The sequence below is a fragment of the Aminobacterium sp. UBA4834 genome (assembly GCF_002400205.1).
In the GTDB taxonomy this organism is placed as follows: domain Bacteria; phylum Synergistota; class Synergistia; order Synergistales; family Aminobacteriaceae; genus Aminobacterium; species Aminobacterium mobile.
The window spans coordinates 241,812-254,948 of record NZ_DHFC01000018.1 but is presented as its reverse complement, the minus strand read 5'-3'; the positions used below and the strand labels follow the sequence as shown (position 1 = coordinate 254,948).

Genomic DNA, 13,137 nt, shown 5'->3' with positions numbered 1-13,137 from the left:
TTCTTTGTATGTTGATCCCATTGTTTTTCCTCTACCTTAAAGATATAAATACATTAGAGAAAACTCTATAATGATGTAATTGTATCCATAGCAGTAACTTCTCTTTGTTTTTTGGCGTGAAACTATGGCATATTTTTACGTATTTGCTCCTACGTATCACAGTGTGCTGGGAATAAAAAGGAGGGGAAAATATGAATGGGTCCAAGAAGCATGTGAAAGCTCTTGAGCCAAGGACTTTTGTTTTAAGCATCATAGTTTCTGTTCTTTCCGCTATTATCTGTATGCAAATCATATCAAGAATAGGTATTACGCCAAACACATCAATTATAGGAGCCATTGTTGCAATGACTCTAGCTCGTATTCCTCTATCATTTTTAAAAGACTTCCGTTCACTTGATCGTCAAAATCTTGTACAAACAATGACTTCAGCTTCAGGTTTTGGAGCGGCAAATTGCGGTTTGCTTGCCGTGGGAATTATATATGTGTTAGGTGCGCCTAAATATATTTTCCCCATGTTAATAGGTTCTGGAATAGCGACAGTTATTGGAATGCATTTTGTATATAAAATATACGATTCCGATCTGTACCCTGCTACAGGTGCATGGCCTCCTGGTATAGCTACTGCCCAAGCCCTTATTGCAGGAGACGAAGGAGGAGAAAAAGCGCGCCGTCTCTTGGAAGGGGTTGTAGTTGGTGCTATCGGCAGTCACTTTGGTCTCCCTATGGCAGGAGTAGGAATAGTTTTTATCGCTAATATTTTTGCCATGTCTGCCTTAGGAATCGGTCTTGTTATACGAGGATATTCCGGAGTGCTATTGGGGCTGGATTTAGGTAAAACCTATATTCCCCATGGCGTTATGATTGGAGCTGGTATTGTTTCTCTTGTGCAGGCTCTTGTTGTTATTTCGCGTAAAGGAACATCCAGTTCTCAAGAAAAAACTAATGATTCTCTTCCTAACACTGTTACCCCTCAAGAAACTAAAAAAGCAATTATTTTTCATACAATACTTTTTGGGTTAGGAGCAATTGTTTTGGCTCTTTTGAGTGGGCTTTGGAGAGACATGAGCTTCGGAAAATTACTCTTATGGGTGGCTTGGGCTACTTTTTCTGCAGTTGTTGCTCCTATTCTTGTAGGTTTAAGCGCGATGCACTCAGGATGGTTCCCAGGTTTTGCCATTAGCGTCATATTCTTGAGTCTTGGCCTTTTTATGGGGTTTCCCGGAGTTCCTTTGGCTCTTTTGGCGGGATATGTTTCAAGTACAGGGCCATGTTTTGCTGATATGGGATACGACTTAAAAACAGGGTGGATTATTCGTGGTAAAGGGAGAGATAGAGAGTACGAGCTTGACGGACGTCGCCAGCAAATGATAGCTGAAATTATAGGGGGCTTTGTAGCGGTAGTAGTTGTTTTTTTCTTTATGAATATGCATTTTAAGTTAGATATGTTGCCTCCGGTAAGTCGCGTTTTTGCTGCTACAGTTTATGCTGGAGCTAATCCTGATGTTCTTCGGCAATTGCTTTTATGGAGTGTTGCGGGCGCTGTTATTCAGTTACTAGGCGGTGCTAAACGTGCTATTGGTATTCTTTTTGCTACAGGACTCCTTATTAAAAATCCTATATATGGAATAGGTGTTTTAGCTGCGGTAATTTGTCGCATTATTTGGGGGACCAAGTGGATGGAGATGCGAGAAGCAGGTTTAATTGCGGGGGATGGCATCTACGGATTTATTTCCGCAGTTGTTCGAAGTTTTGCGTAAAAGGGGATACTTAGCATGGTAAAGACTTATTATCGTATTGGTCTCATACGAGTATTAACTGCGTACGATCAAAAAGTTCTCGAATCTCACGGCCGACTTTTAATGTCTCTTTTCCCAGATTGGGAAGTGCTCTCTTTGTGTATTCCTGATCAGCCAGAAGGAATACATGATGAGGAGACGAAAAAGAAAGCCCTTCCTAAGATAGAAAACCTAGCTCTCTCTATGATTCAAGATAATATTCAAGGTTTAATTATAAGTTGTGCAGATGATCCGGCAGTAGATAAACTCAGCAAAAAGCTCTCCATCCCTGTTATAGGCGCGGGACGTTCTACAGCTTTGCTTGCTATAGGAGTAGGGAAACGAGTTGGAGTTATTGGAATAACAGATGAAACTCCAATAGGGATGAAAGAAGTTTTAAAAGATTCTTTAATAAAAGAAATACATCCTTATGGAGTGAACTCTACTCTTGATCTTATGACCCCAGCTGGGCGAGCTTCTGTTTTAAAAGAGGCATTTACTTTAAAAAAAGATGGAGTGGATGTTATTGCTCTTGCCTGTACAGGCATGTCAACTGTTTCTTTGGCATCAGAGATTAAAGACAGAGTTTGTTTGCCTGTTATAGATCCGGTGAGAGCAGAAGGATTTTTCATGAGGGCTGCTTTAGGGTTTTAATAAAATGGGGTTGATAATATGTCGAGAATAGTATTAATGGACGAACATGTTGAAGCCGCTGTTTTAGGTGGAGCTGTTTTAGGTGGTGGCGGCGGTGGAGCTATGCAACGAGGACTTGATCTTGGACATTTGGCAGTACGTATCGGACATCCTGTTCTTATAGGGTCTGAAGATTGCGAAGATGAAAAAGTGTTAGTGACATGTTCTGGGGTTGGAGCCCCAGCGGCGAAAAAGGCTTTCGTTTCGCCGCGAAGTTATTGGCGAACAATAGAGTTACTCCAGATGCATAGTAGCAGTCTCATAAACGGGCTTATTACTAACGAATGCGGGGGCAACGCTATTGTTAATGGTTGGCTTCAAGGGGCACTTCTTGATTTACCAATTGTAGATTTGCCATGTAATGGCCGCGCTCATCCTACAGGAGTAATGGGATCTATGGGGCTTCACAAGAAAAAAGATTTTGTATCTGTTCAAGCTTTTGCTGGGGGGGATCCAGAAGATAATACGTATATTGAAGGTTGTGTTTCTGGAAGTCTAACTGAAACGTCAGCCTTAGTTCGTCAAGCTGCGGTTCAGGCACAAGGTTTAGTAGGAGTGGCGCGGAATCCTGTCCCAGCATCTTACGCTAAAGCGAACGGAGCTCCAGGAGCTGTCTCTATGGCTATTGATTTGGGAATGACCATGTTACAGGCAAAAGGACAAGGAGCGGAGAAACTAGTTTCTTCTGTTATAGAGTATCTTAACGGTGAAATTGTAACGCATGGAATTGTTCAGAACCTAAGTATTGAAACATCTGGTGGTTTTGATGTGGGACATATAGAAGTAGATGGCCATGTTCTTACTTTTTGGAATGAGTATATGACTCTTGAGAAAAAAAATGGAGAGCGCATGAGTACTTTCCCAGACCTTATTATGACTATGGATGGAGAGAGTGGTATGCCCGTTACAAGCGCTGAAATACAAAAAAGCCAATCAATATACATTATTGCAGTTCCTAAAGAACATTTGCGTTTAGGGGAAGGAATGCGATGTATAGAGCTTTTGAGCGATGTGGAACGTGTTGTTCATAAAAACATCATTTCGTATTTATGAAAGAGGGTGTAGATATGTCGTTTACTCGAACACTCGAAGCGATTGATCTTCTTGATCGTTCTGATGCCAGTGGGGATTTAGTAAAAGAAGCGTTTTACAAAGCGGGGATATCTGAAGTTGTAGTAAAAGAAATTAAAGGTCCTAAGGGGCATACAGATTTTATAAAAGCTATTATTCCAGGAACTCATGGAAAACGGGCAGGGGGGGTAGCTCCTACTTTAGGTGTTATCGGTCGATTAGGGGGAATAGGAGCTCGTCCAGAGCGTATTGGGCTTGTTTCTGATGGAGATGGGGCGGTAGCTGCTGTTGCAACTGTATTAAAGTTGGCTCGTATGCTTTTAGTATATGATGTCCTTCCAGGAGATGTTATTATCGCTACTCATATTTGTCCTAACGCTCCGACACAACCTCATGAGCCGGTTGCTTTTATGGGGTCACCTGTAGACATGTCAACGATGAATCAGCAAGAAGTTGATCCAGAGATGGATGCCATTCTAATTATTGACACAACTCGCGGTAATCGCATTATTAATCATAAAGGGTTTGCTATCTCGCCAACAGTAAAAGAAGGATATATCTTGCGGGTAAGTGAAGATCTTCTTTCCATCATGGAAATAGTCACAGGAGAGCTTCCCGTTGTTTTCCCTCTTACTATGCAGGACATTACTCCGTACGGTAATGGTCTTTACCACTTAAATAGCATATTGCAACCTTCAACTGCAATAACGGTGCCTTGCGTTGGTATTGCTATTACCTCTCATTCAGCTGTTCCTGGATGTGCAACGGGAGCTACTCATGTTACTGATATCGAGCAAGTTGTTCGTTTTAATATTGAAGTGGCAAAAAGTTTTACGAGAGGGAAATGTGCTTTTTATAACGCAGAAGAGTTTAAGTTGCTTCTTGACTTATATGGACCAATGACCCATCTTCAGACACTTGGTAGAAAGCAATAATGTATAAAGCACAAATAACACTTTCTGTTCCTATGGGGAAGCGGCTGATTGCGAAGGCTATCGCCGCTCTCCCGGATGTAAAAAAAGCGTTACGGGAAGGAAATATCCTCCTAAAAGGAGGAACGACCGTTTCTGCAGTATCCGAAGAGCTCATAGGCTCCTCTTTGAGGGTGAGTGGGCGAATCACACTCCGAGGGACAGTGTCGTGTAATAAAAATATTTTGACATATCCTCATAGTATACTTGTTCATAAAGGAGAAGCTCAGAATGTCGATAGCTGTTTGCCACAGGTAGTATCAGAAATGAGGTCTTCAGATATTGCCGTATGCGGCGCCAATCTTATTGATGCTCACAGGCGAGCTGCCATGATGGCGGGATCGCCTTTAGGAGGTGCTCCGGGACAGATTGTTTCAACGCTTGAAGCAGAGGGAATTACGACATATATTGCTGTAGGGCTCGAAAAATTTGCTCCTTGTTCTTTAGATGATGCTATTCTTGAATGTGGGCGTAAAAAAATAGACACCTCTATGGGAATGTCTGTCGGGCTTATCCCTATTCCCGGTCGATTAATAAGTGAAATAGAAGCTCTTTCAATTCTTGCTCATGTGAGGGCCTGTGTTATCGGCAGGGGGGGAATCAGAGGTGGAGAAGGTTCCACTACGTTTGTAATAAGCGGGGAAAAACCAGAGGTTGAGAAAATTCTTCATCTTATCTCTACTCTGCTGATGGTTTCTGAAAGTGGAGTAGAAGAATCTCTTAATGAGTGTTCTAGTGGCGGACCTGGTTGCAAAACTCATTTAGGTTGTTGGTATCGTAACTGCTTGATGAAAGGGTGATACATAAGTGAAACGGTATTTAGGAACTGTAACCATAGGTCAAGCTCCGCGAACCGATATTATTCCAGATATTATGCCTATTCTTGGCGAGAATGTAGAAGTGGTAGAGTCTGGTGCTTTAGATGGTTTGACAAAAGATGAAGTAGCTGAAATGGCACCGAAAAAAGACGACTATGTTCTTGTGACACGGATGCAAGACGGCTCTTCTGTTACTGTTGCTGAACGTTATATTACTGCAAGAGTGGAACAAAAGATTCAAGACCATTTTGATAATGGAATTCCCGTTGTTCTCCTTCTCTGTACAGGGGAATTTCCTGCTTTCAAAGAAACAGGATTGCTTATTCGTCCCCAGAGGATTCTTTATCAAGTGGTGCGGGCGGTAGCAGAAAATAAGAAATTAGCAATTATAACTCCGTCTGAAAGTCAAATAGCGCAGTCTAAAAGAAGGTGGGGATCTGTATCAAACAAATTATCCATAGTCTCAGCCTCTCCGTATGACGATCGTTCTCTGTTTGATAATGCTATAAATAAATTAAAAGAATGTGACCTTGACGTAATTATCATGGATTGCATGGGCTATACCATAGAAATGCAACAGAAAGTAAGGGAGTGCGTTGGGAAACCTGTCTTTCTTGCCCGGAGCATTGTCGCCAGAGTTATTAAAGAAATGTTTGGATAGAAGGTGATTTTTATGGATTTCGGGAAAATGGTCGATGTATCAAAACGTTTGCTCACTGATAACATGGGACTATTGAAAGAGGAAAACCTTTTAGTTATCTGTGATTATAAAACAGTAAATATTGCTCAAAGTCTTTTTGAGGCAGGGCAATTGCTAGGGTGTGAATCTCTTTTAGTCCAAATTCAGCCCATGAAAAAAAATGGAGAAGAACCACCAGCACGAGTCCGAGAATTAATGATTGCTTCAGATGTTATTGTTATTCCTACCAGCAAGTCAATGACCCATACTCACGCTAAAAAAAACGCTTGTGTAGCAGGAGCACGCATTGCAACTATGCCTGGCATTACTGAAGATATGTATTTTAATGGTCCTATTACAGCTGATTATAAAGAAGTTGAATTTTTAACTAAAAAACTTACAGCTCTTCTAGATCAGGCGAAGCAAGCTGAGATACGGAAAGATGGTTGTTCTCTTACATTGTCTCTTGAGGGACGGAAAGGGGTTCCAAGTACTGGCGTATATAGAGAAAAAGGACAGTCTGGCAACTTACCCTCTGGAGAAGCTTTTATAGCTCCAGTAGAAGGAAGTACATCTGGTGAAATTATCATAGATGGTTCTTTTGCAGGGATAGGTGTTTTGGAGGGGCCGTTAAAGCTTTTTTTTGAAAATGGTAACCTTGTAGATGCTCAAGGGGTAGATAGTCAGAAACTTATGGAGCTTCTTGGCGAAAATCCATTAGCGCGGAATGTGGCAGAGCTTGGAATAGGAACAAATAACAAAGCTAGGGTGACAGGTGTTATTCTTGAAGATGAAAAAATATATGGAACGGTTCATATAGCTCTTGGTAGTAATGACACTTTTGGTGGAACTGTAGCGGCAGGCATTCATGTAGATGGAGTCATTCTTAATCCAGAACTTTACCTTGATGGAGAATGTATCCTTTCCCATGGAACCATAAAATTTTAAGGTGTTAAGGCGCATAAATAAAACCCATTCTTTAGGCTTTCTCTATGCGGGGTTTCCTTTCGCTATGGGGGCCTTTGAAGGTTTATATGTTATCAGGATAAAGCAACTGTGCATGAAAATGTAGCAATGAAACTAGCAACTATGTTGGGGACTAGTGCCAGTTTATGGCTTAATTTGCAAGCAAAATACAAGGAGAGATGTGAAGTTATACGATCTTTTCGAGCAGAATTTACGCCACCCAAAATGTAGTCTTTATTCACCGCCGATCGCTTTCAGCGCAGAATCTATTTGTTCGGCGTCAGGGAGTGTACGTATCTTTGTATACCCTAATATGCGTTGGCCCTCTTCCGTTGTGGCGAATACATGTTAGAGGTATGCGTGTCTTTACGTAGCCTTCATACCTTCAAGAAACTCTTTCAGCACCGTTGCGTTGTTCTGCTCATTATTCTTAGAGCTGTAGAGCAGCGTTACTTTGAGTGTTTTCGCTATCTCTGCAAGGGCTCGGAGCTCCTCAATGTGTGTTTCCAACTCTTCCTGATATTGCTTTTCGAACTCAGCCCACGAGAGTCCCCCGCCATGAAAAAGCTTTCGAAGCTCGTTTGATGGGGCAACCTCCTTCATCCATTCATCTACTTTTGCTTTCTCTTTTGATACTCCTCTGGGCCATAGACGATCGACCAAAATGCGGTGTCCATCGCTGGAATCCGCTTCATCGTAAATTCGTTTCAGCGTTATAGGCATTTTTCCCCTCCTCGTTGGCAAGAACTCTAAGCCACTGACGATTATGGCCAGGCGGGCGAACTTGATTCCTTATTGAGAAGAGGCTGCACTAACACCAGTGGCGCCTCAATTTGTAGTCTCGCCTAAGCGTGTAGCAGTGCCCCAACTCACAGCGACCCCTTCGTCTGTTCCGGCTTTAACTTAAAGGAGAGCGTGTTTCTCCTTTATCTTGTTGGCGAGCCTGTCTAATGCCTCGAAATCTTCTTTCCGAGGATATCCCTTGCACATGACCGTATCTAACACGTCAACCTTAAGGTTGGGGATGAGCCCGGCGATCTGTTCCACAGCCTTGGTTCCCCAGCCATATGACCCGATAATAGCCGCATATTTCACTTTAGGCTTGAGGGCATTGGCGAGTTGGGTTACAGAAAAGACGATGGGATGAGGCCCGAAATGGACTGTAGGTGTTCCAATGACAATGGTGGCGGCGTCAACGAGGGCCATGGCGAGTTTTCCTATATCTGTTGACGATAATTCGAACTTTTCCACCTTAATATCCCGCTCTGCCAGGGAACTGACGAGATACTCTACCATCTTTTCGGTGCTGCCATGCATTGATATGTAAGGAATCACTACTTTGTTGGCAACTGTATCTGAAATCCAGTTACGGTAGTAGTCGAGGATGCACTGAGGCTTGTTGTAGATTGGCCCGTGGCTCGGTGCGATGAGTTTAACATCGAGGTCGCCAATCTTTTCCATGTTCTTCTTGATAATCGATCTGAAGGGCATCATTATTTCCGCATAGTACCGCTTGGCAGCTTCGCACACGTAGGGATCGTCGCCAGCGTAAAGGTCTGACGTGGCAAGGTGTGATCCAAAGAAATCACAGGAGAAAAGGATGTTTTCTTCCTCCAGATAGGCCACCATCGTTTCGGGCCAGTGAACCCACGGAGTGTAAATAAAGGCGAGCGTGCAGTCTCCCAGCGAGAGTTTTTCGCCGTCATTTACAATCTTGATCCGTTCTTTCGCTACGTGGAGATGATCGATAAGCAGTTCCTGCGCTTTCTGAGAGCATATGAGTTGGGCGTGGGGATACGCCTCTAAAATTGTGGGTATAGAACCTGAATGATCCTGTTCTGCATGGAGCGATATGAGGTAGTCAATTTGCGGAATGTCACGCAGCTGTTCAAGCAAAATATCCACCTTTGCGGGGTCTACAGTGTCAATAAGAGTCGTTTTTTCGGAACCGCGCAACAGGTAGGCGTTATAACTTGTTCCGTCGGGAAGAGGAATGAGTGAGTCGAAAAGCCGCCTGTTCCAGTCAATTGCTCCCATCCATTGAACTCTCTCGCTTACTTTTCTTGGCTTCATGCGCTTTCCCTCCTTGTTGAGAAGAAGGCCGCACTGACACCGGTGGCGTCAAAACTTGCTGCCTGCACGGCCTCTGTACGTTTCATTTCGTCGTCACTCTCTGATTCTCACCGGAATCCACGCAAGACCGAAGGCCTTGATGGTAATATCCGTACTCTTAGGGCGCACCAGAGATTCCCGTGTCGCTTCTTTGTATTTCTCCATGTTTCTCGTGAGAATATCAATTTCTTCGTTGAGCCGTGTTTCGAGGTCTGTCATTTGATTCTGTAAAAATTGCAATCTCTCTTCAGCTCTTGCCACATCCATTTTTTCTTTTTTAAGTCGTCCCGCTTTGGAGAGGGCAGATCCCATTCTGTAGGTGGATGTCGCCGTGAGGCTTTTTCTGCCGAACAATGCGCTTGCTAAAGCCGATCCGAAAGAGATAACTGTCTCCATATTCCGGTGTTTCGCCTGTTCGCTTTCTCTCTCAATGGCCTGTTCCGCCGCAATGAGCTGTTTTTGCAGAGTGGCCATTTTGCTGTCGTATTTTTTCCGTATCTTTTCGATTTCAATATCTCTTTTTTCCCGCAAGGCTTCGTCAATTCGTATGGTAAAGTCGGCTTCACTTTCTTCCGGCAGGCTGACTATTTTCAAGGGTTGGTTCTTATAGATGACGAGAGGTTTGTTCTGTCTGATCCATCGTTGGAAGGCTTTCCCCCATGTAGCGTAGTTGCGTGGTTCAGCCAGAGTTTTGGGAAGTTTAAGGAAAGGTATGCCCCCAGCGGCTGTTGTTCGCAGCTCTTCTGGAGCGATGTCGAGGTCGAAACCTCTTTCCCAATCAGGGTCAAAGGTGTCAGGTGCTTCTGCCCCTAGCGTGTATGTTATGTGAGTGTCGATTTCGAGGCTGGCGCTGGAGTAGTAGATGTCGCCGATTCCTATAATAAAAGGTTTATAGACCCAGGGACCGCCTCCCGTCGGAGTATCGACGAAGAATTCGGGGATATTCGGGGATATGGCTGGTTTGATCGACGTTCGTGGCGTTGTTGGTGTTGCTGACGTTGCCGCTGGTGGTACGGATGTTGCCGAAATTTGCTCTGCTGGCCCTGTGGCAGGTTCTGTCGGAGTTGCTTCAGTCGCTGCTTTAGCTAATGTTGTCAGAGCTGGCATTGACGCCGGCTCTGACGTTTCCGCCCCCGCCCCAGATGCCGGCGCTCTTCCTTCCATAAGTATTTTAATGTGCTCCCGTGACAGAGGTCCTCGCAGGTACGACATGGCCCAGCGGGTCGTGAAGACGGAGGGGCTGTTTTCGTGGATATTATTAAGAAGGAACTCCCTCTTTTTCAGGCTTGTAATGGCCTTGTCGAGAAATTCCCGGTCACATCCTGAGGCGCTTTCGAGTCGTTCCATTCCTTCGAGAACACGGTCTTTGTCGCGCTGTGTTTGAAGGCGTCCGATAAACCACGTTCCAATATTTGAAAGGCCCTTATAGTCTAGATCTACAGGGTTTTGAGTAGCTAAAACCACGCCGATACCGAAGGCTCGAGCCTGCTTGAGAAGGGTGATGAGAGGTTTTTTAGAGGGAGGTTCTTTTACAGGAGGCATATATCCGAAGACTTCGTCGATATAAAGAATGGCTCGAAGGCTCGAGGTCCCTGTCTGCAACCTCATCCAGCTAACAATTTCGTTTAGAAGCATGGAGATAAAGAACATTCTCTCGTTATCGGAAAGGTGGGAGACGGTAAAAATAGAAGCTCGTGGTTTCCCCTCCCGAGTGTGGAGGAGGCTTCCTATTTCTAGAGGAACCCCTGTCATCCACTGGTTGAACGCTGGAGACGCGAGGATCTGGTTCAGAGCGAGAGCCAGTTTAAATCGTTCGCTCGGTGGATAAAAGGTATCGGTAGGCATAATGCCAATGTGAGGGAATGGAGGGTTCTGAATCCAGCTGATAATCAGCGGCAGATCGACATCTTTGCCTTCTCTCCAGCTTTGTTCAAATATTTTTGACAGAAGAAGGTGTTCCCGTCCAGAGAGAGGGTCAGATTCAATGTTGAGAAGAGAGAGGAGAGTGGAGGCGGTATTTTGAATCTTTTCTAAGAAAAGCTCGTTATCGCTCGTGATTCTATCCCCAGGGCATCTGAAGGAACCAAGCACGTTCACTTTCACACCTGCGCTGCTCCCAGGCGTATAGATGGTGAAGTCGACGGATTCCCTCATTTTTTTAATTCTCGCTCCGTCAATTCTCCAGTCGGCAAGCCCCTTCGCCCATTTCGCGGCTTCCAGGGAGGCATAGTCTGCGATAGAAAGTCCCTGTGCCGCTGCGTCTTCCCTGTTGATCCACGGCAAGAACTCTTCGGCCTTTTGCTCGGGGAAGGATAGAAGAAGGTTTGTAATGTCTCCTTTAGGGTCGATAGCGAGAATTGGAATGTTGTCCATAAGGGCTTCTTCCAAGAGTGCTATTCCAAGGCCCGTTTTGCCGCTTCCCGTCATTCCGATGATCATCCCATGGGTGGTCAGGTCTTTCGAGTCGTAGAGCACGAGTGTGTTGCTCTTTTTCCCTGTTGCGGGATCTATCTCGTTCCCGAGGTAAAATTTCCCCATGAGTTCGAAGTTTTCCATCATCATCCCTCCCATTGCTTAATAAATCCACGTAAAAGGAGGCCACATGGTCTTCATGGCGTATCCTGTTTTTATTCAGAATTCTTGTGGAGACCTGACTATAGTCTGAACTTTTGGCAGAGACTTTCGCTTCTATATATGTTTGCCCCAGATTTTTAGAGCTATATTTATTAACGTAGCTTATTTTTTACGACATTGGATTTTAAGCTCATTAAAACTTGGCAAATATCTTGAACTTCCCTGAGGGTTAGATTATCGAAGTTCTCGAGCTTATGTATGGTTACATTTATAAAATCATTATTCGATTCTTGCTCTTTGTCGGGAGCAATGAAAAAAGAGGCGATAGTTCCGGTAAGAATACTTATGAAGCCAATTCCCACCAACATCAATATAGTTGCTATAACTCGTCCTCCTGTAGTTGTAGGAACCATATCACCATACCCTATTGTAGTTGTAACAAAAGACCACCAGAGGGCGTCGTGGAAATTTATGTTTTCGAAATAGCGGATAGCTATCGCTCCAAATAATACCATGGAAATGGTGATGAAGAGAACGTATTGGAAGTTGTTCCGCCTCAGAAAGCGGGAAAGATAACGATGGGTTCGGCCAAAGTAGGCTAACAATTTAACAATTCTTAAAAAGAGAAAAGAGGAGGGTACACGGAAGAGTTGGAAGAGGCGAATGGCTCGAACGCCTTTGAAAAGGGCGTTAAAGGGTAAAATTGCCGTGAGTTCTATTACATGCTCTTTGACGTAGTCCTTTTTATCTTTTGTCAAAAACAAGTGGAGAAAATAATCTGCAACGAAAACACACCAGATTATGAAATCAATGTCGTCCAATAATTTTTCTTCGTGAAGGGGAAGTGTTGTTCGTTCTTGAATGATAAGCAAAACGACAGAGAGAATTGCCAGTATGCCAAGGGATATTTCGTAAATATTTACGTTATTCCTTTTGCTGTTATCCATAGTAAACGAACCGCCTATCCCGTAAAAGTTTCAATACCCTTGGAATTCGTTGCATTTGTTGCGACTGTCACATTTACTGTGTTTGTCATAATTATGGCACCTCAACTTTAAGGATACGGCTCTGGACTCGAGGCCAATTGGCCGCAAAGCAACATTCTTCGGATTCGAAACTATGTATCTTTGCCCGCGATGCCTGAATACACATCGGGACTGTGGAAAACCTTCGGATTCGAGACTATGTATCTTCGCATGTAATGCCTAAACTCTCGCTGGGATTATTGAAAGCCTTGAGATTCTAAACTACGTATCTTCGCCCTTTTTATATTTTATATTAAAACCTGAATAAGAAAAATACTATAGCTAGGAAACGTTTCGTGTTGTGTGAAAAATCTCCCCCGCCATTACGCCTGTTCGTCAAGATTTCCACCTTCTAAAATAAAAAACAAACAAAATTTGCATAAATAAATTCTCAGATGGTATTCTTATATAAACAATTTATTCATCTCGCCCAACGTTAACCTTGCGAAAAGT

General features: G+C 43.7%; 11 protein-coding genes. 7 read left to right on the top strand and 4 right to left on the bottom strand.

The genetic code is table 11. The features are described 5' to 3' along the window. Window positions 1–191: 191 nt before the first annotated feature. Genes B3L97_RS07750 through B3L97_RS07720 form a run of 7 tightly spaced genes read left to right on the top strand, consistent with a single transcriptional unit; the run spans window position 192 to window position 6,955 of the window. Window positions 192–1,757 carry an OPT/YSL family transporter gene (locus tag B3L97_RS07750; RefSeq protein ID WP_286846911.1) on the top strand — a complete coding sequence of 522 codons (1,566 nt, stop codon included), beginning with the start codon at window positions 192–194 and terminating at the stop codon, window positions 1,755–1,757. Window positions 1,758–1,772: 15 nt separating this feature from the next. Next, the gene (locus tag B3L97_RS07745) at window positions 1,773–2,429 is read left to right on the top strand and encodes an aspartate/glutamate racemase family protein (protein WP_286846910.1); all 657 of its coding nucleotides are present in this window, start codon (window positions 1,773–1,775) and stop codon (window positions 2,427–2,429) included. 18 nt (window positions 2,430–2,447) lie between these two features. Then, window positions 2,448–3,521: a DUF917 family protein gene (locus tag B3L97_RS07740; RefSeq protein ID WP_286846907.1), complete on the top strand. Its 1,074-nt coding sequence runs from the start codon at window positions 2,448–2,450 to the stop codon at window positions 3,519–3,521. A gap of 14 nt (window positions 3,522–3,535) precedes the next feature. Further along, window positions 3,536–4,474: a DUF1177 domain-containing protein gene (locus tag B3L97_RS07735; protein WP_286846905.1), complete on the top strand. Its 939-nt coding sequence runs from the start codon at window positions 3,536–3,538 to the stop codon at window positions 4,472–4,474. Continuing rightward, entirely contained in the window at window positions 4,474–5,310 is an 837-nt protein-coding gene (locus B3L97_RS07730; protein WP_286934740.1) for a hypothetical protein, read from the top strand. The genes B3L97_RS07735 and B3L97_RS07730 overlap by 1 nt, the downstream gene beginning before the upstream one ends. 7 nt (window positions 5,311–5,317) lie before the next feature. Continuing rightward, window positions 5,318–5,989, top strand: coding sequence for an AroM family protein (locus B3L97_RS07725; protein ID WP_286846902.1), 672 nt, complete (start codon window positions 5,318–5,320; stop codon window positions 5,987–5,989). A 12-nt stretch (window positions 5,990–6,001) separates the two neighbouring features. After that, window positions 6,002–6,955 (top strand): aminopeptidase, encoded by a 954-nt coding sequence (locus tag B3L97_RS07720; protein ID WP_286934738.1) that lies wholly within the window; start codon window positions 6,002–6,004, stop codon window positions 6,953–6,955. A gap of 384 nt (window positions 6,956–7,339) precedes the next feature. Here B3L97_RS07720 and B3L97_RS07715 read toward each other — a convergent pair whose 3' ends face one another. From B3L97_RS07715 to B3L97_RS07700, 4 genes are all read right to left on the bottom strand, one after another. Next, a complete protein-coding gene (locus tag B3L97_RS07715) occupies window positions 7,340–7,696 on the bottom strand; it encodes a DUF488 domain-containing protein (RefSeq protein ID WP_286934736.1) in 357 nt (118 codons plus the stop codon). A gap of 180 nt (window positions 7,697–7,876) precedes the next feature. Next, entirely contained in the window at window positions 7,877–9,046 is a 1,170-nt protein-coding gene (locus B3L97_RS07710; protein WP_024821943.1) for an FprA family A-type flavoprotein, read from the bottom strand. Between the two features lie 93 nt (window positions 9,047–9,139). Then, complete coding sequence (locus tag B3L97_RS07705; RefSeq protein WP_286934735.1) at window positions 9,140–11,641, bottom strand: ATP-binding protein; 2,502 nt, start codon at window positions 11,639–11,641, stop codon at window positions 9,140–9,142. Window positions 11,642–11,811: 170 nt separating this feature from the next. Further along, on the bottom strand, window positions 11,812–12,606 hold the full coding sequence (locus B3L97_RS07700; RefSeq protein WP_024821945.1) for a potassium channel family protein: 795 nt from the start codon (window positions 12,604–12,606) through the stop codon (window positions 11,812–11,814). Between the last annotated feature and the right edge of the window lie 531 nt (window positions 12,607–13,137).